The organism is Methylobacterium sp. D53M (genome assembly GCF_053345625.1).
This window is the reverse complement of the sequence record NZ_JBKFAL010000005.1, coordinates 209,409-231,183: the sequence shown is the minus strand read 5'-3', so window position 1 is coordinate 231,183 and position 21,775 is coordinate 209,409. Positions and strand designations below refer to the sequence as shown.

The window sequence follows — 21,775 nt, the reverse complement described above, 5'->3', positions numbered from 1 at the left end:
GCCCCCGCAGGCCGGTTCGGCCTCAGCCCGGTGCGGTCCGGAATTCAGGCCGCGCGGACCCAGACCGCGGTGTCGTGGAAGGCGGCGCCGTCGTTGGGCGCGGCCGGCGCGGACCCGATCAGCGCGTTGATCCCGCTGCCCCCGCCGATGAAGGCCGCGCTCGGCCACAGGCTCTCGACCACGACGACGCCCGGCTGCTGCCCCTCGGCCAGCCGCGCGTGCAGCCGGACCCGGCCGCGTGCGTTGCCGACCTCGACGGCGTCCCCCGTGCCGATCCCGAGCCGGTCGCCGTCCGCGGGGTGGATCAGGCAGGTCGGCCGCCCCTCGCGGCGGAGCGACTCGGGCACGTTAGTGAAGGTCGCGTTGAGGAACTGGCGGGCCGGCGGGGCGATCATGCGGAACGGGTGCTCCGCATCGGCGGGCTCGGCCTCCGACCAGTGATCCGGCAGGGACGGCATCCCGGCCGCGCGCGGGCCCAGTGACGCCCAGTCGGGCGCGAAGCGGAAGCGCCCGTCGGGATGGCCGAACCCGTTCAGGAAGTGGCTCTCGGCAAAGTCCGGCTGCGCGTCGATCCAGCCCTCCGCCTCCAGCCTGTCGAGGCCACCCCAGCCGGAGCGCGCCAGGGTCGCGTCGGCGAGGTCCCGGGCGCTCAGGCGGAAGCCCGCGTGCTCCGCGCCGAGCCGGGCGGCGAGCGCCGAGAGGAGCGCGTGGTTCGACCGGCACGCGCCCGGCGGCTCCAGGATCGCCGGGCCGGCCTGGATGTGGCTGTGGCCGCCGGCCCCGTAGATGTCGTCGTGCTCCAGGAAGGTGGTGGCCGGCAGCACGAGGTCGGCGAGCGCGGCCGTCTCCGTCAGGAACTGCTCGTGCACGGCCACGAACACGTCCGGCCGCGCGAGCCCGGCGCGCACCCGGGCGCTGTCGGGCGCGGAGACCGCGGGATTGGCCGACTGGATCAGCATGGCGCGGACCGGGGGCCCGCCCTGCAGGGCGTCGGGATCGTCGGCGAGCACGGCGCCGATCCGGCTCATGTCGAGCTCGCGCACGCCCGGCGCCCGGGCGTCGAGACCCTCCGTCAGGGTCTTGTCCCAGTTGAAGATCGCGGCGTGCTGCCAGAGGGCACCGCCGCCCGGGTGCTGCCACGCGCCGGTGACGGTCGGCAGGCAGGTCACCGCGTGCAGGTTCACCGCGCCGTTGCGGCTTCGGGTGAAGCCGAAACCGCAGCGGATGTAGCTGCGCGGCGTGTTGCCGTAGAGGGCCGCGAAGGCCTCGATCGCGGCGGGCTCCAGGCCGGTGATCGCCGCCGCCCATTCGGGCGTGCGCGACGCCAGATGCGCCTCCAGCGCGGCCGTGTCCTGCGCGTGCGCGGCGAGATAGACCCGGTCCGCGTGGCCGTCGCGGAACAGGACGTGGAGCACCGCGCAGGCCAGCGCCCCGTCGGTCCCGGGCCGGGGCGCGAGGTGGAGGTCGGCCGCCGCCGCGGTCCCGGTGCGGTACGGATCGATCACCACCAGCTTGGCGCCGCGCGTCTTGCGGGCGCGGCTGATGTGGGTCATCGCGTTGACCTGCGTGCTGACCGGGTTGCCGCCCCAGACCACGATCAGGTCGGACAGCGCCATCTCGCGCGGATCCGGCCCGGCGATCCGGCCGACCCCGGCGCTCCAGCCCGCGATCGCCACCGCCGTGCAGATGGTGCGCTTGCGCCGCGAGTAGCCCATCACGTGGGTCAGCCGGTGGATGCCGTCGCGCTGGACGAGGCCCATGGTGCCGCCCGAGTTGTACGGCCAGACCGCCTCCGGCCCCCAACGGTCCGCCGTCTCGGAGAAGGCCGCGGCCAGCCGGTCGAGCGCCGCGTCCCAGGAGATCCGGCGCCACGCCCCGCCGCCCTTCGGCCCGACGCGCTCCATGGGGTGGAGGATCCGGTCCGGGTGGTGGACGCGCTCGCCGTAGCGGCTGACCTTCGCGCAGATCACCCCGGCCGTGTAGGGGTTGTCGCCGCCCCGGACCGAGACGACGCGCCCGTCCGCGACTTCAACGTCGAGGCTGCAGGCGGAGGGGCAATCGTGCGGGCAGACGGTCCGGACCAAGCGACGAACTCCCGTGGCGCCAGCATGGGGAAGCAAGGACCGTGCGGTTCTGGGCCTTCCGCCGGGGGATCGCAAGGCGTGTCGCCGCCGGTCGCTCGGCGCAGGGCGCGCGACATCACCGACACGGCATCGATCATCTGGACCGCCTCGGCCACGGGCGTCGCCGCGGAGGCGACCTCGCCGCCCTCCCCCGCGCAGGGTCTGCGCGCCCGCGGACCGCGCGCTCAGCTCACCGCGTCGAGGGACGTCTGCGCGATGCGGAACGCGAGCTGCTTGAGGGCGACCGCGCACGCGTTGGTGACGTGGAGGCGGGCCAGCTGCTCGGCCTTCGCGGCGTCCCGGGCCCGGAAGGCCGCGACGAGGGCGTCGATCTCGGCGAGGCTGTGCGGCAGCCGCTCGGGATGCATCAGCGATGTCGCGCGCAGCAGGTTGATCCGGGAGTAGAAGCCGCGAAGGGTCTCGCGGACCAGATCGTTCCCGCAATGGCTGAGCATCACGTCGTACAGGACGCCCTTGGCGCGCAGGACGCGGTCCGTGTCGCCGCTGCCGGCGGCCTCGCGCAGATCACCGGCTGCGCGTCCGAACTCGACGATCGCCGCGTCCGTGGCCTGGGTGGCGAATTCGTGCGCCGCGTAGCCCTCCAGCACGGCCCGCAGCGCGTAGAGCTGACGCGCCTCCTCCACCGAGATCGAGGCCACGACCGGGCCGCGATGCGGCACCGTGTGGACGAGCTTCTCGGCCTCGAGCCGGCGCAGGGCCTCGCGCACGGAGGCGCGGCTGACGCCGAGCCCCTCGCACAACTCGCGCTCGATCAGCCGCTCGCCGGGGGCGTAGACGCCCGACGTGATCGCCTCGCGGACGGCGTCCTCGACCTTTTGCCGGAGCGTGTCCGGCTGGATGGCCCTGATCTTGTTCATCGCTGGGGATTCGGGGATCATTGGCGAGCCGAAGCGGTGGCATGGCGCAGCCTCGGGTGGCAAGGCGTGCCCCGGCGCGCGTCGGTCAGCCCCGGCCCCGCGCGGCCAGTTCGTCGCGCAGGATCGGCGCGGCCAGTTCCGCGCCGTGCATGCCGATCAGGCTGACAATCTCGAGGACTTCCATCAGCTCCTCCTTGGTCGCCCCGTAACCGAGGGCGTTCTTCATGTGCATCTTCAGGCCCGGCACGTAGAGGTGCGTCGCCGCCGCGTCGAAGGCGCAGTAGACGAACTCCTTCATCTTCGGCGTGAGCACGCCGTGGCGCCAGGGCCAGGCCGAGAAGTCGAGATAGCCCTCGAACAGGTCGGGATCGAGCTCAAGGAGACCGTCCCAGAACGCGTGCCAGTAGCCCCGGTCGCGGGTGAAGTCGGATTTCAGCTGCTCCTGCCGCGGCGTCAGCGGCGCGGGGCCGCTCCGCTGACCGGCCTCCTCCAGCACCTCCAGCAGCAGCGGCACGCCGATGTTGCAGGCGTGGATGCCGAGGGTCGCCGTGAGCGCGAGCACCTCCGTGATCTCCTCGGCCGTCGCGCCCGCGTCGAGGGCGTTGCGGATCTGGCGGCGCGTCCCGGGCGCGTAGAGGTGGGTCGCGGCCGTCGCGGCCGAGAGCGCGATCAGGGCGCGGTCCTTGGCGCCGAGATGGTTCTTGCGCACCGGGACCATCGCCAGCCGGGCCCAGGCGTCGAGGAAGCCCGGGGCCAGCTCGGCGAGGGCCGCCTGCTCCGCGTCCCAGTAACCGAGCTCGCCCTGCACGGTGTGCCGGAGGCTCTCCGGGCTCGGCGCGGGCCCGGTCATGCCGTGGCTCCGGCGTAATCGGCCTCGACCACCTCGTCCTGCCAGTCGGTCTTGCCGAGCGAGATCGCCGTGTGGAGCAGGTAGCTGTCGGCGGCCGCACCGTGCCAGTGCCGCTCGTCCGCGGGGATCCAGACGGTGTCGCCCGCGCGGATCGGCTGCGCCTGCTGGCCCGCGACGCAGATCCAGCCCTTGCCGGCCGTGACCTGCAGGATCTGGCCCTGCGCGTGCGCGTGCCAGAAGGTCCGCGCGCCGGGCGTGAAGAAGACGTTGTTGATCATCACGCCGCCCGTCGACGGCATCACCGGGTCGGCCCAGACCTGTCCGGTGAAGGTCGGCCCGCGGCTCTCGGACTTCGCGCTGTTCTCGCGGCCGTGGAAGATCTGCATCGTATCCTCTCAGTTCTCGTGTCGGTTGCCGTGGAGCCGGACGCCGCCGGAGACGTCGCCGATGGCGTCGACGACGCGGTTGGAGATGACGTCGCCGTAGCCGAGCGCCGTGGCGAGGCCGAAGCTCGCCATCGGGCCGGACGCGTTGAGGGAGGCGACGCCGAGCTCGTGCAGGAGATCGGTGTAGAGCACGACGTCCTTGGTCATCAGCTTGCCGGTCAGGCCGCCTTCCAGGTAGTCGCCGTCGACGATCTTCGGGAAACGGTTCAGCGTCGCGAAGTTGACGCCGCTGGAGGCGTTCAGCACCTCCAGGAGCCGGTGCAGGTCGAGCCCGGCCTTCCGGCCCGCGACCATGACCTCCGCGGTGGCGGCGAGGCTGACCGCGTTCAGGAAGTTGTTGAGCAGCTTGGTCGTGTGGCCGGCCCCCGATCCGCCCATCACGACGACCTTCTGGGCGATCGGCGCGAACACCCAGCCCAGTCGGTCGATGACGGCGGGATCGCCGCCGACCATCAAGGTCAGCGTGCCTTTCTCGGCCGCGGCGGCGCCCCCGGAGATGCCCGCGTCGACGTAGGCGACGCCGCGCTCGGCCAGCGCCGCGGCGATGCGGCGCGTCGAGCTGGCCGAGGCCGTGCTCAGGTCGACGACGATCTGCCCGTCCCGGCAGCCCGCGAGGACCCCGCCCGCGCCGAGCACGACGCGCTCGACCACCTTGCTGTCGGGCAGGGACATCAGGACCACGTCCGTCTCACCGACGACCGCGGCGATCGAGGCCGCGTCCGTCGCGCCCCAGCGCGCGGCGGCCTCTTGGTCGGTGTCGAAGCCGACCACATCGATCCCCGCGCCGGTCAGGCGGCGCGTCATGCGGCCGCCCATGTTGCCGAGCCCGATGAAACCGATCCGGTTCCCGTTCATGCTGCGTCCTCCGCGCGGCGTCCGGCTCAGTGGCCGGTGCCGAAATCGACGTCCTTGGTCTCCGGCCCGATGAGCGCGCCCACGGTGCCGATCAGGCCGCCGACGATGAGCAGGGCCACGGGCGTCAGCGCGAGCGGCATCAGCGCGCTCAGCCAGTCCATGTAGAAGGCGTAGAAGGACGGGATCACCACCGAGAGGCTGAAGCCGATGCCGAAGCCGGTGGCGCGGACATCCGTGGCGAAGCGCTCGTTGATGTAGGTGACGATGACGCCCCAGGGCGAGGTCACGATCACCGCCAGGAGGCTGACCAGCAGCACGCGGGTGCCGAACGCCATCTCGGGCGTGACGGTCAGCGTGTAGAGGATGTACGCGCCCACCGTCGCGATCAGCGGGCCGACGATCACGAAGAACCGCCGGCGGCCGATGAGCTGCCCGAGGAGGCCGGAGCCGATGTAGCTGAAGAACAGGATCGTGTAGCAGATCATCAGCGTCGCGGTCAGCGCGAAGCCGTTGAGGTGCAGGGTCTTCACCAGCAGACCGGTCGGCATGTAGATCGTGATGATGTTCTGCGTCGTCCAGAAGCCGGTCATCAGCAGCAGGACCTGCAGGAGGTCGCGCCCGCCCTTCCCGGAGAACAGGCCCGCCATGGGCGATGCCTCGGCCTGTTCTGCCCCGGCGGCGGCCTCCTTCTTCCAGACCTCCGATTCCGAAACCTTGTGGACGTAGTAGAGCGCGAGCAGGCCGGCGAGTGCCGCGCCGACGATGAAGGGGATGCGCCAGCCCCAGATTGTGTAGGGCGACCCGGGCCCGTCGAGCGGGAACAGGTAGAACATCAGCATCGTGATGAGGTTGATGCTGACATAGGCGGCCGGGAAGCCCGCGATGATCAGGCCGCCGACGAAGCCGCGCTTGTCCTTCTTGGAATACTCGATGGCGAGCGGCATCGCCCCGGTGTAGCCGCCGCCGAGGAAGATGCCGTCGAGGAAGCGCAGCAGCACCAGCAGGATGTACGAGGCGAGGCCGAGCGTCTCGTAGCCGGGCAGCAGGCCGATCAGCAGCGTGATCACCCCGAAGCCCGCCACCGAGTAGATCGAGGCGGCCCGGCGGCCGACCTTGTCGGCGATCAGGCCGAAGATGAGCGCGCCGATCGGGCGGCCGAGCAGGGTTGTGATGAACACCAGCGAGGCCAGCACCGTCTCCATCTGGGGAGACAGGTCCTTCGGCTGGAACATGAACATCACCGGCGCCAGCGCGACCACCGGCAGGTAGATGTCGAACATGTCGATGTATTCGGAGAAGAACGCGCCGCGAATGGCGCTCTTCCGCTTCTCCTCGATCGACTGGGACGCGGCCGAGCGCGCGCCCGCCGCGTCCGTTGCCAAGGTTGCCGACGTGACCGTCATGGCGTCTCCCTCCCTGTTCGTCTGCCGCGCGAGTTTTCTGACTGCGTCGGACCTGGGCGCGGGTGCGGGCTCAGCGCCCGCTGGCGTGCTCTCTGTCCCAATCGGCGATCGCCGCGGAGGCGGTCCGGAAGGCCGCCAGGGCCGCCGGGGCGCCGCAATAGACGAGCGCCTGCATCAGCACCGCCTGGATCTCGTCCCGGGTCACGCCGTTGTTGAGCGCGCCTTTGACGTGGACGCCGAGTTCGTGGTGCTGGTTCATCGCGGTCAGCATCGCGATGTTGAGCATGCTGCGGGTCTTGAACGGCAGCGTCTCGTCGCCCCAGACCGCGCCCCAGCAATACTCCGTCACGAGCCGCTGGACCGGGCGGTTGAACGCGTCGGCATTGGCCCAGGACTTCTCGACATGGGCGGCGCCGAGGACGGTCTTGCGGTTCTCGAAACCCTGGCCGAACAGCTCGCTCTCGTCGGACATCTGGTTCTCCTGATCGGGGCCGACGCGCGCGGGCGCCGGCCGCATCGCGCGGGACGGTTCAGTCGAGGCCGAAGCCGATCATCGCCTTGGTCTCGAGGTATTCCTGGAGACCGGCCTCGCCCCATTCCCGGCCGTTGCCGGACTGGCGGTAGCCGCCGAACGGCGCGTGGACGTCCGGGGGCGGGTAGTTGATGTGGACCTGGCCGCCGATGAGCCGCCGCGCCACGGCGCGCGCCCGGTCGCGGTCCCGTCCCTGCACGTAGGCGGCGAGCCCGTAGCGCGAGCCGTTGGCGATCGCGATCGCCTCGTCCTCGCTGTCGTAGGCGAGGATCGACAGGACCGGGCCGAAGATCTCCTCCCGCGCGATGGTCATGTCGGGGGTCACATCGGCGAAGATTGTCGGGCGGACGTAGAAGCCGCGGTCGAGGTGGTCCGGCCGCTCCGGGCCGCCGGCGACGAGCCGCGCGCCCTCCGCGATGCCGGTGCGGATCAGCCCGACGACGCGCTCGTACTGGGTGCGGTTGACCACCGGGCCGAGATCCGTCTCGGGGTCGGCGGTCGGGCCGAGCCGGAAGCCCGCCGCCGCCTCGGCCGCGATGGCGGCCGCCTCGTCCATCCGGGCCCGGGGCACGAGCATCCGCGTCGGGATCGAGCAGGACTGGCCCGAATTCGTGCAGCAGGCCGCGACGCCGCGCCGGACCGCCTGATCGAAGTCGACGTCCTCCAGCAGGATGTTGGCGGACTTGCCGCCGAGTTCCTGCGCGACGCGCTTGATGGTCGGCGCCGCCGCCCGGGCGATCTCGATCCCGGCGCGGGTCGACCCGGTGAACGAGACCATGTCGATCCCCGGATGCGCGGCGATCGCGGCGCCGACGCCGGGGCCGTCCCCGTTCACGAGGTTGAACACGCCCGGCGGCACGCCCGCGTCGTGGAGGACCTGCGCGAACAGCATCGCGCTGACCGCCGAGTACTCGCTGGGCTTCAGCACCATCGTGCAGCCGGCCGCGAGCGCCGGGGCGATCTTCACGACGATCTGGTTGATCGGCCAGTTCCAGGGGGTGATCAGGCCGCAGACGCCGATCGGCTCGCGCCGGATCCGGGTGGTGCCGCGATCCTCCTCGAACGCGAAGCGCTCCATCACCGCGATGAGCGCGTTGAGGTGCGCCGGGCCCCGCGCCGCCTGCCCCTTGCGCGCGAAGCCGATGGGCGAGCCCATCTCCTGCCGGATCGTCTCCGCGAAGATCTCGAACCGCTCCTCGAAGAGCGTGAGGATCCGGCGGAGGAGCGCGACGCGTTCGGCGGGCGCCGTCTCCGAGAAGGCCGGGAAGGCGGCGTGGGCCGCGCGCACGGCCCGGTCGACATCCGCGGCATCGCCGAGCGCGAGGGTGCCGAACGCCGTCTCGGTGGCGGGGTCGATCAGCGGGAACAGCCGGGCCGAAACCGGCTCGACCCAGGCGCCGTCGATGTAGAAGCGGCTGAGATCCGGGAGCGCCATCGTCTCAGGCTCCCTCGGCCAGCAGGCGGTACATCTCGGTGTGGTCGGCCGCGGGCCCGACCTCGGCGGCGATGGCGTGCCAGGTCTCGATGCAGTGCCGGCCGAACCCGAGCGGGTAGTCGACCGATCGGGCCAGGGCCCCGGCGATGCCGAGATCCTTGTCCATCAGCTTCAGCGAGAAGCCCGAGGCGAAGCTGCCGCTGAGCATGAACTGCTTGACCTTGTTCTCGGAGGTGTTGCTGCGCCCGGACGAGGCGTTGAGCACGTCGGTCATGGCCTCCGGCGCGATGCCGAAGCGCTGCGCCACGTGGAGCGCCTCGACGGTGGCGAGCAGGCCCGCGGCGGAGACGAAGTTGTTCAGCGCCTTGGCGGCGTGGCCCGATCCCGCCGGGCCGATATGCAGGACGGATGAGCCCATCGCCTCCAGAACCGGCCGCCAGCGGGCGAGGAGATCCGCCTCGCCGCCGACGAGGATCGCGAGCGTGCCGTCCACGGCCCGCCGCACGCCGCCCGAGACCGGCGCGTCGAGATAGCCGAGCCCCTTCCCGGCGAGCGTCTCGCCGAGCGCGCGGGAGCGCACCGGCTCCGACGAGCTCATGTCGATCACGGTGGCGCCGGCCGGGAGCGCGTCGGCCCAGCCCTCGTCGAGCAGCACCGCCTCGACGATGGCCGAGTTCGGCAGCATCGTGATCAGCAGGTCGAGTTCGGACGCGTTGTCCCGCGTGAGCGTCGCCGCGCCGAGATCCCGGGCGAGCGCGTCGGTCCGGCCTGCATCCGCGTCCAGCAGGCGGAGCGCGTGCCCCGCTCGGGCCAGGCACCGGCTCATGGGATCGCCCATCATGCCGAGGCCGATGACGCCGATGGTTCTCTGTTCCATGCCGTGAATATCCCTCTGAGCGACGGTCGGACTGGCCCGGCGCCGCGTATCCCCGTCAGCGCAGGGCGGAGAAGTCCGTGGGGGCGAGGAAGGTGTTCTCGATCCGGGCGACGATCGGCCGGTCCTTCTCGGTCTCGGCGCGGGCGGCGATCCAGTCCGGATCGGCCTGGAAGGCGTTCCAGCGCGCCTCGCGCTGGGCCATGTCCTCCCACTTGAGCAGGTAGGTGAGCGCGTGGTTGTCGGGACCGACGAGCGTGGTCCAGAAGCCGACCTGCTCGATGCCGTATTTCTGGAAGAAGCCGAGCGTCGTGGAGCGGAACCGCTCCAGCAGCGCCGGCAGGCGTGTCGGGGCGCAGTAGTAGACGCGCATCTCGACGATCATGGAATCCTCCGGTCAGTAGGTCGGTGAAGCGGTCGGAGGCAGGTCGACGCGCGCGATCCAGCCGGCGAGATCCTCGGCCGCCGGCGGGTAGATCGCGAGAACCTGCGGATCGTGGCCCGGGACGATGTGATTTTCGGACTCGGCCAGATGCCGGACCGTCCGGTAGCCCTCGAACATGTCGCCGACATTGTAGACGATGGGATAGGCGAGCCGGCGACCGATATTGGCGTAGAAGTGCGCGGCGTCGGAGGCCAGTACGACCCAGCCGCGCGCGGTGCGGACTCGGACGATCTGCAGGCCGTCCGAATGGCCGCCGACCCGGTGGAGGGTGATCCCCGGATGCAGCGTGTCGGTCGTCTCGCGGAAGCGGACGCGGTCCTCGAACAGGCGGTCCACCATCGCTTTCACGTCCTCGGCGGCGAAGGGGTGGCGGACCTCCGGATGGCACATGCACCGGCCGGTGCAGAACGCCATCTCGCGTTCCTGGACGTGGAAGCGGGCCGTCGGGAACAGGTCGTGGTTGCCGGCGTGGTCGTAATGCAGGTGGGTCAGGACGACGTCCTCGACCCGCAGCGGGTCGACACCGATCCGCGCCAGGCCCTCCTCGACCGGCCGCACGATGCTGCGGCCCCGCTTCGTCGCCATCGCGCGGTCGAAGCCGGTATCGACGACGATCGTCCTGCCACCGCCGACGACGACCCAGACGAAGTAATCGATCGGCATCGGGCCGTCGTGGATGTCCCCGCCGATGAAGTTCTCGCGGGCCATACGGTGATGATGCGCGTACTTGATCGCGTAGATCTCGTAGATCTCTGCGTCCATGCGGGCGTTTCCTTCGGGCGGCCGGTTGACCCGGCTCATCCTCGCGGATGCCTTTCATCCGCGAGCCGAATGGAGCACATCGTCCGACAATCTGTCAATCCGGCAAAATCTGGTCCGCATCCGCCGATCAGGCCGGCGCCCTCGGGCGACGCATCGCGAAGCCGAACACCCACAGGGACAGGCCGAGATTGATCGCCGCCACGGCCAGCATCACCTCCAGCAGGGGCAGCAGGCCGAGCCGTTCGGCGACGTAGCCGCAGGCCAGGGGCGTGATCGCCTGGCCGAGGAGCGGGAGGCGGGCGAGCCGGCCCATCGCCGCCGCGTACTGGTCCTGTCCGTAGAGCGCCAGCGGCAGCGTGCCCCGCACGACGGTGCGCATGCCGTTGCCGGCGCCGTAGAGCAGCATCGCGAGCCACGCCAGGGACGGGATCGTCGCCAGCAGCAGGAGCCCCAGCCCGACGCTGGCGCTCGACAGGAGCAGGGACCAGGCCGGGTGGGCGCGGCGGCCGAGGGCCAGTTCGACGACGCGCACGCCGACCTGGGCGGGACCGATCAGGCCGGTCAGGGCCACCGCGGCGGTCGCGCCGACGCCCAGCGTCTGCAGCAGGTTGAGCAGTTGCACCGAAGTAGCGGTCATGATCATCGCCGCCATCGTGAAGGTCACGGCGAGCAGACGCTCCGCCGGCAGGCGCGCCGCTTCGGTCGAGCCGGTCGGCTCGTAGGGCCGGGGCGCCGCGGCGGGCTCGACCGCGCCCCGGCTCCGGGCCGGCAGCGCCCAGGCGAAGAGTGGGACCACGAGGGCGACGGACAGGATCGCGTAGGTGAGGCAGGCCCCGCGCCAGCCGACATGATCGACCAGGAACCGCGTGGCGGGCCAGCAGAGCGAGACCGCGAAGCCCGACGAGATCGCGATCTGGGTCATCGCCCCGCGCGCGGCGGCGCCGTAGGCTTGGCCGATCGCCGCGAAGAGCGGGTCGTAGAGCGCGGCCGACATGCCGAGGCCAGCGACCATCCAGGCGAGCAGGAAGACCGGGAGGGACTGCGCGACCGCCATCAGCACGAGGCCCGCCGCGATGATCGTGGCGCCGGCTACGAGGACCGGCCGCCCGCCGTGACGCCGGATCATGCGGCCGACGAACGGCGCGGGCAGGCCCGACACGAAGATCGCGAGCGACAGTGCGCCCACCACCATCGCCTGCGGCCAGCCGGTCTCGGCGACGATCGGGTCCGAGACGACGGCGGTGAGGAAGAACGTGCCGCCCCACAGGACGATCTGCGTGACGCCGAGGGCGACGTTGCCGGCGATGGTCGGACGCGGCTGCGTATCGGGCGGCTCGGAGCCGCGCGCGGTTGGGGCGCCGGGCACGATGATGATGTCTCCACGTGGTCGTCTTCGAGGCTGCAGGGCCCCGAGCCTCACTAGCGCGCTACCGGGCCGAGCAGCCCCGCAATCCTCGATCTGCAGCCGTGCGCGGGGTTCGGAGGTGACGGCGGGGTCGACGGCGACCGGCCTCAGGGCCGCGACGGATCCTCCGGCAGGAACCGCGCCACCGCGTCGTGGATCGTCGCGGCGATCTCCGCTTCCCGACGCTCGAACTCGTCGAGCAGGCCGGACACGGCGACCGCCAGCGGGCGGCCCTTGCTGTCGATGCGCCGGGGCAGCGGGACCGCGATCGAGCCGGCGCCCGGCGTGACGAGCCCGCGGGAGAGGAAGTGTCCGTCCCGCCGCAGCCGCGCCAGGTTGGCCAGGACGGCCGCGACCGCGATCGGCGGCTGCTCGGCCGGCGCCTCCGCGTTCGTGCGGCGGACCAGCGGACCAATCTCGGCCTCCGGGCTGTCGGCGAGGAGCGCGGTGCCGGTCGCCGACCAGACGACGAGGCGGCGCGTCCCGGGCGGAACGTGGAAGCGCATGGCGGTGCGCGCCTGCAGGACGTGGACGTACTGCGAGAAGATCGCGTTGCGCGCGGCGAGGATCACCGTCCCGCCCGTGCGCTCCGACAGGTGCTCGAGCATGCGCACGAGGCTGCCGTCGCGCACCGGTCCCTTGTCGAGCCACGCGCCGAGGAGCGCCACCCGGGGCGACGGCAGGAAGCTGCGGCTCGCCGGGTCGTAGTCGAGATAGCCGAGCCGGACGAGGCTCTTCAGGAGCACCGAAGTCGAGGATTGCGGGACGCTCAGCCGCTCGGCGATCTCGGAGACCCTGGCTTCCCGCTGGATCTCGTCGAACAGCTCCAGGATCTGGAGCACCCGTCCGGCGGACTTCACTAGGGCCACATCCGAACCGGCGGGATCGGCCCCCACCGTCAGGTCCGTGGACGCGCCCCCCCGAGCGCCAATGCGCTCACCCATGCCGCGACGCGCGAAACGGCGGCCCCGGAAGCCGCACAGCTCGAAACGGCCCTGGTCGCCCACGCGCGGATCCGTGGTGATCGCAGCGCATCGCAGGCACGTTCCCTCCTCCGCCACGCCAACAGCCCGCGCCGCTCGCCGGCACTATAGATCCGGCATGCCCGGCGACTCCCATCATATATGTGATATTCCTCAGCATATGGGCGATGGCGGTTGATGCCGGGTGCGGGCTCTGCCCTACTCGTGCGCGGTGTCGGACTCGTCTGACTGACCGGCACCGGGAGACCGCGCGGCAAGCGCGGCCCTGCTCGGGAGGAATGCCGATGTCGATCCGCCACGCGGCCATCGCCGCGCGCCTCCTCGCCGCCGCGCTGCTGCTCCCGGCCCTCGGCGGCGCGGCCCGGGCCGAGACCACCTCCGTCCGCATCGGCCTCCAGTACGGCCTCGTCTACCTGCCGGTGATGATCGCGCAGAGCGAGGGTCTCTTCGACAAGCGCGCCAAGGCCGCGGGGCTCGACGGCTTGTCGGTCACGCTGACGCGTTTCAGCGGCTCGACCGCGATGAACGACGCGCTGCTCTCCGACAGCGTCGAGCTCGGCACACTCGGCTCGGCCGGTGCCCTGATCGCGTGGGACAAGACCCGCGGGAGCCAGCAGATCAAGAGCCTCACCGCCCTCAGCTCGGTCGTCTACACGCTGTTCACCGGCAAGCCCGGCGTCGCCGCGTTGAAGGACTTCACCTTCGGCGACAAGATCGCGGTCCCGGCCTTCAACTCGCCTCAGGCGATCCTGCTGCGGGTCGCGGCGGCCCAGCAGCTCGGCGGATCGGCCAAGGCCGACGCGCTGATGGTGAGCCTCCCCCATCCGGACGCCACCGCGGCGATGCGCGCCGGACAGGGCATCGCCGGCTACTTCGCGACCCCGCCCTTCACCCAGGTGCTGCAGGCGGATCCGAAGATCCGGACGGTCATGACCTCGACCGGCCTGATCGGCAGCGGCGACATCACCGCCGCGACCCTGAACGCCAAGCAGGGCTTTGTCGACGCGAATCCGAAGGTGGCGCAGGCGATCCGCGCCGGGATGGAGGACGCAGTCGCGCTGATCCGCAGCGACCCCAAGCGCGCGGCGTCGATCTACCTCGCCTCGGAGCAGGTTCAGATCGACCGCGCGCAGGTCGAGACGATCCTGACCGACGGCTCCATCGTCTACGACGTGGCCCCGAAGGGCATGGTCGCCCTCGCCAAGGCCATGGCGACGCAGGGCTTCCTGCGGAAGGTGCCGGGCGACTGGCAGGAGATCTTCTTCCCCGGTCTCGAGGGCCGCGACGGCAGCTGAGCGGCGCGCAGCCCGCACGCCCCGCCGCTCACGGAGCCCCCACGGAGCCTCGATGCACAGTTTCCGCTTCAGCGCCGAGCCGCTCCCGCCCGAGGCCGAGGCCGCCCGCGCGTCCGTCCGCGCCTTCCTCGACGCGGAACGGGCGGCCGGGCATTTCGTCCCGCACCGGACCTCGTGGACGACCTTCGACGCCGCCTTCAGCCGGCGCGCGGGGGCCGCGGGCCTCATCGGCCTGACGATGCCGGAGGCCTATGGCGGCCACGGCCGCTCCGGCCTCGTCCGCTTCGTCGTCACCGAGGAGATGCTGGCGGCCGGCGCGCCCTGCGGCGCGCACTGGATCGCCGACCGCCAGTCGGGGCCGCAGATCCTCCGGCACGGCACCGAGGCGGCCAAGCGGGCGATCCTGCCGCGGATCTGCCGGGGCGACTGCGCCTTCGGCATCGGCATGAGCGAGCCGAATTCCGGCTCGGACCTCGCCGCCGTCCGGACCCGCGCGGTCCGCGACGGCGACGATTGGGTGATCAACGGCTCCAAGATCTGGACGACGAACGCCCATCAGGTCGACTACCTGCTGGCCCTGGTCCGGACCGGCGAGCCGGGGCCGGACCGGCACGGCGGGCTGACCCAGTTCATCATCGATATGGCGGCCCCCGGGGTGACGGTGCGGCCGATCCTCGACCTATCGGGCCATCACGAGTTCAACGAGGTGTTCTTCACCGATCACCGCGTCGCCGACGCGATGCGGGTCGGCGCCGAGGGCGCGGGCTGGGGTCTCGTCACCGAGGAGCTCGCCTTCGAGCGCTCGGGGCCCGACCGCTTCCTGTCGGATTACCGGCTGCTCGCCGAACTCGTCGACCGGATCGGGCCGGAGCCGGACCGGTTCCAGGCGGTCGAGACCGGGCGGATGGTGGCGCAGCTGACCGCGCTGCTGGGCATGTCGGCCTCGGTGGCCCGCCTCCTCGACCAGGGCGTCGTGCCGGGCGTCGAGGCGGCGCTCGTCAAGGATGTCGGCAACGGCTTCGAGCGCGCGGTGCCGGAGATCGCCCGGCGGCTGGTGCCGGTCGAGCCGAGCCTCACCGCGCAGGGCGACGCCTTCCGCGAGGCTCTGGGCGGCGTGACCCTGCGGGCACCGTCCTTCACGCTGCGCGGCGGCACCCGCGAGGTCCTGCGCGGCGTCATCGCCCGGGGGCTGGGGCTGCGATGAGCCGGATGGAGCACGCCGAGGCAGGCGACGCGGTCGACGGGATCGTCCTCGATCAGGTCGAGCGGCTGCTCGCCCAGCACCTCACGCCGGCGCTGCTGGCCGCCTGCGACGGGGCCGCGGGCGCGGCCGCAAGGGCGGCGGATCTCTGGCCGGCGGATCTCTGGACGGCGCTCGCCGAGAGCGGCCTGCCGCTGGCGCTGGTGCCCGAGGCGGTGGGCGGGATCGGCCTCGCCGCCACCACCGCCGCCCGGCTGATCCGGCGCTGCGGCCGGGCCGCCCTCCCCCTCCCCCTGCCGGAGACCGTCGCGGGCGCGGCGCTCTGGGTCGCCGCGGGGGGACAGGCGGGCGACGGCGCCCTGTCGCTGGTCCCGGGCGGTGGCACCGTGCGGATCGCGCCCCACGCGGAGGGGTTCGTCCTGGACGGCCGGGTCGTGCAGGTGCCCTGGGGCGGTTCGGTCGCGGCCCTGCTCCTCGACGCCGTCGACGCGGCCGGCATCCCGCACCTCGTGCGGATCGCCGCGCCCGAGACGCTCCGCGACACGCACCACAACCTCGCCGGCGAGCCGCGTGACACCCTCGACCTGACCGGCCACACCGTCCCGGCCGGGGATGTCCGCGCCGCGCCGGCCTGGGCCGCCGAAGCGGGCGTACCGTCCGTCGAATCCGTCGGCGCCTGGGTTCGGGCGCAGCAGATCGTGGGTGCCCTGGAGACCTGCCTCGGCTCGGCCCTCGCTCACGCCCAGGAGCGGCAGCAATTCGGCCGGCCGCTCGCCAAGTTCCAGGCAATCCAGCACATGCTGGCCGAGGCCGCGGGCGAGGTCGCGGCGGCGAGCGCGGCCGCCGACCTCGCTTCCGCCTGCTGGGGCGATCCGCGCTTCGTCCTCGCCACCGCCATCGCGAAGGCGCGCTGCGGCGAGGCGGCGGGCCACGTCGCGGCGATCGGCCACCAGATCCACGGGGCCATGGGCTTCACCCAGGAACACCCGCTCCACCGCGCGACGCGGCGGCTCTGGTCCTGGCGCGACGAGTTCGGATCCGACGCCCTCTGGCAGGAGCGGATCGGGCGCGCGGTCTGCGCGGGCGGCGGCGCGGCCCTCTGGCCGATGCTGGTCCGCCTGCGCGGCGGCGCCGGGTGACAGGGGAGACAGGCGTGCCGGATCACTCCGCCGAAACTCACTCCACCGAGACGAACACGGCCGGGCCCCTCGCGGGCGTGCGGGTAGTCGACCTGACCAGCGTAATCATGGGCCCGTCGGCGACGCATATCCTGGCCGATCTCGGCGCCGACGTGATCAAGATCGAGACGCCGGAGGGCGATTCCTTCCGGCATTACCGGCCTGCCCGCGGCGCCGGGATGGGCGGCAACTTCCTGCACCTCAACCGCAACAAGCGCAGCGTCCGCCTCGACCTGAAGCAAGCCGCGGCGCGGGCGGCCCTCGACCGGCTGATCGCCACGGCCGACGTCTTCGTCCACTCCATGCGGCCCGACGCGATCCTGCGCCTGGGCTACGGCTACGAGCGCGTGCGCGCGCTCAAGCCCAACATCGTCTTCTGCGGCGCCTACGGGTTCGGGGCCGACGGCCCCTACGCCCACAAGGCGGCCTACGACGACCTGATCCAGGCGGGCTCCGGCCTCGCGGCCCTGCAGACAACCGTCACCGGCCAGCCCGGGTACCTGCCCACGGTGCTGTGCGACAAGATCGCCGGGCAGGCCATCGCCTGCGCGATCCTCGCCGCCCTCTACGAGCGCCGGGCCGGCGGCGGCGGGCAGGCGGTCGAGGTGCCGATGTTCGAGACCATGGTGGAGTTCAACTTCGTCGAGCACATGGTCGGCTACGCCTTCGAGCCGCCGCTCGGTCCGCCGGGCTTCAACCGGGTCCTGAGCCCGCGGCGCAAGCCCTACCGGACCCGGGACGGCCACGCCTGCATCCTGCCCTACTCGGACCGGAACTGGCGCGACTTCTTCATCCACACCGGCCGGCTCGAGTTCGTGGACGACCCGCGCTTCGCGCCGCTCGCCGTGCGGGTCGAGAACATCGAGATCCTCTACGCGCTGGTCGAGGAAGAGGCGCCGCGCCGGACCACCGCCGAGTGGGTGGCATTTTGCGATTCGGTGAGCATCCCGTGCATGCCGGTCCTCGGCCTGGAGGACCTGCCGGAGGACGCGCACCTGAAGGCGGTGGGCTTCTTCGGCAGCGCCGAGCATCCGAGCGAGGGGCGCTACCGCACCATGCGCCGGCCGGTCTCGTTCAGCGGCAGCCGCTTCGCGATCCGCCGCCACGCCCCCCGGCACGGCGAGCACACCGCCGAGGTCCTGGCCGAGGCCGGGCTCGACCCGGCGGAGATCGCCGCCCTGATCGACGCGCCGGACAGTTCCGATGCTGCGCCCCTGGAGGCCGCCCGATGAGTGCTGAAGCCGAGACACAGGACGCCGGCGAGGACCTGCTGTTCTCCGTCGCCGACGGGGTGGCGACCATCACGCTGAACCGGCCCGAGCGGAAGAACGCCTTCACCTTCCCGATGATCGAGGCCTGGACGGAGGCCCTGCAGCGCTGCCGCACCGACGCGGCGATCCGCGTCGTGGTGGTGACCGGCGCGGGCTCGGCCTTCTGCAGCGGCGGCGACATCGTCGAGATGGGCGAGCGCCTCGACCAGCCGCCGGCACGACGCAAGGAGGAGCTTTACGGGCGGATCCAGCGCATCCCGCTGACGCTGGAGGATCTCGACAAGCCGGTGATCGCCGCCCTGAACGGCGTGGCCACCGGCGCCGGCCTCGACCTCGCCCTGATGTGCGACCTGCGCTTCGCCGCCAGGAGCGCCCGCTTCGCCGAGACCTACGTGCGGGTCGGCCTCGTCCCCGGCGCGGGCGGCGCCCATTTCCTGCCCCGCCTTGTCGGGACCGCGAAGGCGCTGGAGCTGTTCTTCACCGGCGATTTCGTCGATGCCGACGAGGCCCTGCGGATCGGCCTCGTCAATGGCGTCCACGCCGACGCGGACCTGATGCCGGCCGTGGCAGCGCTGGCGCGGAAAATCGCCGAGGCGCCGCCGCTGACGCTGAGCCTGATCAAGCGCGCGGTCTACCAAGGCATGCGCAACGACCTGCGCACCAACCTCGACCTGATCTCCTCGCACTACGCCGTCGTCACCGCGACGCCCGAGCATCGGGAGGCCGTGCAGGCTTTCATCGGGGGGCGCGACAGGACCTGACGCGTCGGGGCCCGGTCCCATTGCCGCCCGCATCAAGACCGAAACGTTTGTGCGGGCGACATCTTCCCCCCGGCGTCGCACTTTCGCGCTTGTCGCCACCGCGCTCACCTGCAAGTCTATCCAAAATTCAATCCGCGCAACGACGCGGGCTCAGGTCTGGGAGGACGCGATGACGGCTCGGATACTCGGTGCGCTCGTGTGTGCGCTCGCCTTCGTCACGCCGGCCGCGGCGCAGAGCCCCATCGTCATCAAGTTCAGCCACGTCACCACCACCGACACGCCCAAGGGCCAGGGCGCCGAGCGGTTCAAGCAGCTCGCCGAGGAGCGCACCAAGGGCGCGGTCAAGGTCGAGATCTACCCCAACAGCACGCTCTACAAGGACAAGGAGGAGGTGGAGATGCTCCAGCTCGGCGCCGTGCAGATGCTGGCGCCGTCCACGAGCAAGTTCGGGCCCCTCGGCGTGAAGGAGTTCGAGGCCTTCGACCTGCCCTACATCTTCCCCAACGAGCAGGTGCTGCGGCGCGTCCAGGACGGGCCGATCGGCCAGGGCCTGTTCAAGAAGCTCGAGACCAAGGGGATCAAGGGGCTCGGCTACTGGGACAACGGCTTCAAGATCCTCACCGCCAACAAGCCGATGCACGCCCCCGAGGACGTGAAGGGCCTGAAGTTCCGGATCCAGTCCTCGAAGGTTCTGGAGGCGCAGTTCAAGCAGCTCGGGGCGCTGCCGCAGGTGCTCGCCTTCTCCGAACTCTACCAGGCGCTGCAGACCGGCGTGGTCGACGGCCAGGAGAACCCGCCGTCGAACGTGACGACCCAGAAGCTCAACGAGGTGCAGAAGCACGCCACGCTGACCTACCACGGCTACATCGGCTACGCGGTCATCGTGAACAAGGGCTTCTGGGACGGGCTGCCGGCCGACATCCGCACGACGCTCGAGGGCGCCATCAAGGACGCGACCGCCTACGAGCACGAGATCGCCGACAAGCAGAATGAGAAGGCGCTCGCCGACATCCGCGCCACCGGCAAGACCGAGGTCTACACGCCGACCGATGCCGAGAACGCCGCGTGGCGCAAGGCCCTGGCGCCGGTCCAGCGCGAGATGGCTTCCCGCGTCGGCAAGGATCTGGTCGCGGCGCTGAACAAGGAAGCCGAGGCGGCGCCGAACAACTGATCCCGCCGCCGCGCCCGGACCGACCATGTTGCTGAAACTGCTCGATCGGCTCGAAGAGGTGCTGATCGGAACCCTGATGGCGGCCGCGACCGTCATCACCTTCGCCACGGTGGTGCACCGGTTCCTCTCCGGCATCCCGGCGCTGCAGGACTACACCGACCGGATCGACTTCGGCTGGTCGCAGTAACTGTGCATCTACATGTTCATCTGGGTCGCGAAGTTCGGCGCGGCCTACGGCGTGCGCACCGGCATCCACGTCGGCGTCGACGTGCTGGTCAACCGCCTGCCGCCGGGCGCGCGCCGGGTGATGGTCCTGGTCAGCCTTGCGGCGGGCGCGCTGTTCACCGGGATCGTCGGCACGCTCGGCACGAACTTCGTCTGGCGCATCGGCCACACCGATCAGACGACGCCCGACATGGAGATCCCGGTCTGGATCGTCTACCTCGCGATCCCCCTCGGCTCCTACCTGATGTGCTTCCGCTTCCTGCAGGTCGCGTGGAGCTACTGGAAGACCGGGCACCTGCCCGCCCGCGACCACGCCCATGTCGACGGCGTCCCGACCGTCGAGGGCGTCGACCCGATCCAGCTCGGCCGCGAAGGAGGCCCCGCATGAGCGGCCTGATCATCTTCGGGCTGCTCATCGCCCTCATGCTCACCGGCATGCCGATCTCGATCGCGCTCGGCCTGACGGTGCTGACCTTCCTGTTCACCCTCACGCAGGTGCCGATCGAGAGCGTCGCGCTCAAGCTGTTCACCGGGATCGAGAACTTCTCGATCATGGCGATCCCGTTCTTCATCCTCGCCGGCAACTTCCTGGCCCATGGCGGCGTGGCGCGGCGGATGATCGCCTTCACGACCTCCCTCGTCGGGCACTGGCCGGGCGGCCTCGGCCTCGCCGGCGTGGTCGCCTGCGCGCTGTTCGCCGCCGTGTCGGGGTCGAGCGTGGCGACCGTGGTGGCGATCGGCTCGATCATCCTGCCCGCCATGGTGGCGGAGGGCTACCCACGGCGCTTCGGCGCCGGGGTGATCACCACCTCGGGGGCGCTCGGCATCCTCGTGCCGCCCTCGATCATCCTCGTGCTCTACGGGGTGTCGACGAATTCCTCGATCGGCAACCTGTTCCTCGCCGGTGTGATGCCCGGCATCGTCCTGTCGGCCATGCTGGCGAGCGTCACCTTCGTCATCGCCAAGCGCCGCGGCTATCCGCGCATGCCGAAGGCGTCCTGGGCCGAGCGCCTGCGCGCCTTCCGCGAGAGCGCCTGGGGCCTGTTCCTCGTGGTGATGGTGATCGGCGGCATCTACGCCGGCATCTTCACCCCGACCGAGGCGGCCGCGACGGCGGCCGTCTACGCCTTCGTCATCGCGGTGTTCGTCTACCGGGACCTGAAGCTGTCGGACGTGCCCCGCGTGCTCCTCGCGTCCGCCAACATGAGCGCGATGCTGCTCTACATCATCACCAACGCGGTGCTGTTCTCGTTCCTGATGACGTCGGAGAACATCCCGCAGACGATGGCGGCGTGGCTGATCGCCATGAACTTCAGCCCGCTGGTCTTCCTGCTCGTCGTCAACATCATCCTGCTGATCGCCGGAAACGTGATGGAGCCGTCCTCGATCCTGCTGATCATGGCGCCGATCCTGTTCCCGATCGCGGTCAAGCTCGGAATCGACCCGATCCATTTCGGGATCATCATGGCGGTCAACATGGAGGTCGGCCTGTGCCACCCGCCGGTCGGGCTCAACCTCTACGTGGCGAGCGGGATCGCCCACATGGGAATCTCCGAGCTGACCGTCGCCGTACTGCCCTGGCTGCTGACGATGCTGGCCTTCCTGGTCCTGGTGACCTACTGGCCCGCCCTGTCCCTGTGGCTCCCGCGGGCGCTCGGGGCGATGTGACGGCCTGACGACCG

The 21,775-nt window shown here is 71.3% G+C and carries 20 protein-coding genes and 1 pseudogene; 8 read left to right on the top strand and 13 right to left on the bottom strand.

Features of this window, described 5'->3' with window-relative positions; all coding sequences use genetic code 11:
* Window positions 1–44: 44 nt before the first annotated feature.
* The 13 genes from ACLBYG_RS11780 to ACLBYG_RS11720 form a co-directional block, all read right to left on the bottom strand.
* Window positions 45–2,084, bottom strand: a complete 2,040-nt coding sequence (locus ACLBYG_RS11780; protein WP_447681577.1) for a molybdopterin-containing oxidoreductase family protein — start codon at window positions 2,082–2,084, stop codon at window positions 45–47.
* 224 nt (window positions 2,085–2,308) lie between these two features.
* Entirely contained in the window at window positions 2,309–3,001 is a 693-nt protein-coding gene (locus tag ACLBYG_RS11775) for a GntR family transcriptional regulator (RefSeq protein WP_132368332.1), read from the bottom strand.
* A gap of 85 nt (window positions 3,002–3,086) precedes the next feature.
* On the bottom strand, window positions 3,087–3,851 hold the full coding sequence (locus ACLBYG_RS11770; protein ID WP_020093167.1) for a carboxymuconolactone decarboxylase family protein: 765 nt from the start codon (window positions 3,849–3,851) through the stop codon (window positions 3,087–3,089).
* Entirely contained in the window at window positions 3,848–4,237 is a 390-nt protein-coding gene (locus ACLBYG_RS11765; protein WP_020093166.1) for a cupin domain-containing protein, read from the bottom strand. The genes ACLBYG_RS11770 and ACLBYG_RS11765 overlap by 4 nt, the downstream gene beginning before the upstream one ends.
* A gap of 9 nt (window positions 4,238–4,246) precedes the next feature.
* On the bottom strand, window positions 4,247–5,152 hold the full coding sequence (locus tag ACLBYG_RS11760; RefSeq protein WP_447681576.1) for an NAD(P)-dependent oxidoreductase: 906 nt from the start codon (window positions 5,150–5,152) through the stop codon (window positions 4,247–4,249).
* 26 nt (window positions 5,153–5,178) lie between these two features.
* Complete coding sequence (locus ACLBYG_RS11755) at window positions 5,179–6,555, bottom strand: MFS transporter (RefSeq protein ID WP_447681575.1); 1,377 nt, start codon at window positions 6,553–6,555, stop codon at window positions 5,179–5,181.
* A 70-nt stretch (window positions 6,556–6,625) separates the two neighbouring features.
* Window positions 6,626–7,027: a carboxymuconolactone decarboxylase family protein gene (locus ACLBYG_RS11750; RefSeq protein ID WP_091928057.1), complete on the bottom strand. Its 402-nt coding sequence runs from the start codon at window positions 7,025–7,027 to the stop codon at window positions 6,626–6,628.
* A 58-nt stretch (window positions 7,028–7,085) separates the two neighbouring features.
* Window positions 7,086–8,522: an aldehyde dehydrogenase family protein gene (locus ACLBYG_RS11745; protein WP_447681574.1), complete on the bottom strand. Its 1,437-nt coding sequence runs from the start codon at window positions 8,520–8,522 to the stop codon at window positions 7,086–7,088.
* Window positions 8,523–8,526: 4 nt separating this feature from the next.
* Window positions 8,527–9,399, bottom strand: a complete 873-nt coding sequence (locus tag ACLBYG_RS11740) for an NAD(P)-dependent oxidoreductase (RefSeq protein WP_447681573.1) — start codon at window positions 9,397–9,399, stop codon at window positions 8,527–8,529.
* A 55-nt stretch (window positions 9,400–9,454) separates the two neighbouring features.
* A complete protein-coding gene (locus ACLBYG_RS11735) occupies window positions 9,455–9,781 on the bottom strand; it encodes an NIPSNAP family protein (protein ID WP_020093160.1) in 327 nt (108 codons plus the stop codon).
* Between the two features lie 12 nt (window positions 9,782–9,793).
* Complete coding sequence (locus ACLBYG_RS11730; protein WP_447681572.1) at window positions 9,794–10,603, bottom strand: N-acyl homoserine lactonase family protein; 810 nt, start codon at window positions 10,601–10,603, stop codon at window positions 9,794–9,796.
* Between the two features lie 127 nt (window positions 10,604–10,730).
* The gene (locus ACLBYG_RS11725) at window positions 10,731–11,969 is read right to left on the bottom strand and encodes an MFS transporter (RefSeq protein WP_447681571.1); all 1,239 of its coding nucleotides are present in this window, start codon (window positions 11,967–11,969) and stop codon (window positions 10,731–10,733) included.
* A 146-nt stretch (window positions 11,970–12,115) separates the two neighbouring features.
* On the bottom strand, window positions 12,116–12,868 hold the full coding sequence (locus ACLBYG_RS11720; protein WP_244492290.1) for an IclR family transcriptional regulator: 753 nt from the start codon (window positions 12,866–12,868) through the stop codon (window positions 12,116–12,118).
* Between the two features lie 407 nt (window positions 12,869–13,275).
* On the opposite strand from ACLBYG_RS11720, the gene ACLBYG_RS11715 reads away from it, so the two are divergent.
* The 8 genes and pseudogenes from ACLBYG_RS11715 to ACLBYG_RS11680 all read left to right on the top strand — a co-directional run bounded on the left by ACLBYG_RS11715 (window position 13,276) and on the right by ACLBYG_RS11680 (window position 21,761).
* Window positions 13,276–14,286 (top strand): ABC transporter substrate-binding protein, encoded by a 1,011-nt coding sequence (locus tag ACLBYG_RS11715; RefSeq protein WP_447681570.1) that lies wholly within the window; start codon window positions 13,276–13,278, stop codon window positions 14,284–14,286.
* Window positions 14,287–14,338: 52 nt separating this feature from the next.
* Window positions 14,339–15,490, top strand: coding sequence for an acyl-CoA dehydrogenase family protein (locus ACLBYG_RS11710; protein WP_447681569.1), 1,152 nt, complete (start codon window positions 14,339–14,341; stop codon window positions 15,488–15,490).
* 5 nt (window positions 15,491–15,495) lie between these two features.
* A complete protein-coding gene (locus ACLBYG_RS11705) occupies window positions 15,496–16,626 on the top strand; it encodes an acyl-CoA dehydrogenase family protein (protein WP_447681568.1) in 1,131 nt (376 codons plus the stop codon).
* A gap of 14 nt (window positions 16,627–16,640) precedes the next feature.
* Window positions 16,641–17,897 carry a CaiB/BaiF CoA transferase family protein gene (locus ACLBYG_RS11700; protein ID WP_447681567.1) on the top strand — a complete coding sequence of 419 codons (1,257 nt, stop codon included), beginning with the start codon at window positions 16,641–16,643 and terminating at the stop codon, window positions 17,895–17,897.
* Window positions 17,894–18,697 carry an enoyl-CoA hydratase/isomerase family protein gene (locus tag ACLBYG_RS11695; protein WP_447681566.1) on the top strand — a complete coding sequence of 268 codons (804 nt, stop codon included), beginning with the start codon at window positions 17,894–17,896 and terminating at the stop codon, window positions 18,695–18,697. Before ACLBYG_RS11700 ends, ACLBYG_RS11695 begins: the two co-directional genes overlap by 4 nt.
* 169 nt (window positions 18,698–18,866) lie before the next feature.
* Window positions 18,867–19,868, top strand: a complete 1,002-nt coding sequence (locus ACLBYG_RS11690; protein ID WP_091928037.1) for a TRAP transporter substrate-binding protein — start codon at window positions 18,867–18,869, stop codon at window positions 19,866–19,868.
* 25 nt (window positions 19,869–19,893) lie between these two features.
* Window positions 19,894–20,481: pseudogene (locus ACLBYG_RS11685) on the top strand (TRAP transporter small permease).
* Window positions 20,478–21,761, top strand: coding sequence for a TRAP transporter large permease (locus ACLBYG_RS11680; RefSeq protein WP_056533341.1), 1,284 nt, complete (start codon window positions 20,478–20,480; stop codon window positions 21,759–21,761). The pseudogene ACLBYG_RS11685 and the gene ACLBYG_RS11680 overlap by 4 nt, the downstream one beginning before the upstream one ends.
* Window positions 21,762–21,775: the final 14 nt, after the last annotated feature.

What these genes read in the sequence shown, in the direction of transcription:
- ACLBYG_RS11730 (WP_447681572.1), bottom strand. Translation starts at nt 10,603, where the DNA reads ATGGACGCAGAGATCTACGAGATCTACGCGATCAAGTACGCGCATCAT.
- ACLBYG_RS11710 (WP_447681569.1), top strand. Translation starts at nt 14,339, where the DNA reads ATGCACAGTTTCCGCTTCAGCGCCGAGCCGCTCCCGCCCGAGGCCGAG.
- ACLBYG_RS11755 (WP_447681575.1), bottom strand. Translation starts at nt 6,555, where the DNA reads ATGACGGTCACGTCGGCAACCTTGGCAACGGACGCGGCGGGCGCGCGC.
- ACLBYG_RS11750 (WP_091928057.1), bottom strand. Translation starts at nt 7,027, where the DNA reads ATGTCCGACGAGAGCGAGCTGTTCGGCCAGGGTTTCGAGAACCGCAAG.
- ACLBYG_RS11735 (WP_020093160.1), bottom strand. Translation starts at nt 9,781, where the DNA reads ATGATCGTCGAGATGCGCGTCTACTACTGCGCCCCGACACGCCTGCCG.
- ACLBYG_RS11715 (WP_447681570.1), top strand. Translation starts at nt 13,276, where the DNA reads ATGTCGATCCGCCACGCGGCCATCGCCGCGCGCCTCCTCGCCGCCGCG.
- ACLBYG_RS11770 (WP_020093167.1), bottom strand. Translation starts at nt 3,851, where the DNA reads ATGACCGGGCCCGCGCCGAGCCCGGAGAGCCTCCGGCACACCGTGCAG.
- ACLBYG_RS11765 (WP_020093166.1), bottom strand. Translation starts at nt 4,237, where the DNA reads ATGCAGATCTTCCACGGCCGCGAGAACAGCGCGAAGTCCGAGAGCCGC.
- ACLBYG_RS11705 (WP_447681568.1), top strand. Translation starts at nt 15,496, where the DNA reads ATGGAGCACGCCGAGGCAGGCGACGCGGTCGACGGGATCGTCCTCGAT.
- ACLBYG_RS11760 (WP_447681576.1), bottom strand. Translation starts at nt 5,152, where the DNA reads ATGAACGGGAACCGGATCGGTTTCATCGGGCTCGGCAACATGGGCGGC.
- ACLBYG_RS11690 (WP_091928037.1), top strand. Translation starts at nt 18,867, where the DNA reads ATGACGGCTCGGATACTCGGTGCGCTCGTGTGTGCGCTCGCCTTCGTC.
- ACLBYG_RS11775 (WP_132368332.1), bottom strand. Translation starts at nt 3,001, where the DNA reads ATGAACAAGATCAGGGCCATCCAGCCGGACACGCTCCGGCAAAAGGTC.
- ACLBYG_RS11680 (WP_056533341.1), top strand. Translation starts at nt 20,478, where the DNA reads ATGAGCGGCCTGATCATCTTCGGGCTGCTCATCGCCCTCATGCTCACC.
- ACLBYG_RS11745 (WP_447681574.1), bottom strand. Translation starts at nt 8,522, where the DNA reads ATGGCGCTCCCGGATCTCAGCCGCTTCTACATCGACGGCGCCTGGGTC.
- ACLBYG_RS11740 (WP_447681573.1), bottom strand. Translation starts at nt 9,399, where the DNA reads ATGGAACAGAGAACCATCGGCGTCATCGGCCTCGGCATGATGGGCGAT.
- ACLBYG_RS11695 (WP_447681566.1), top strand. Translation starts at nt 17,894, where the DNA reads ATGAGTGCTGAAGCCGAGACACAGGACGCCGGCGAGGACCTGCTGTTC.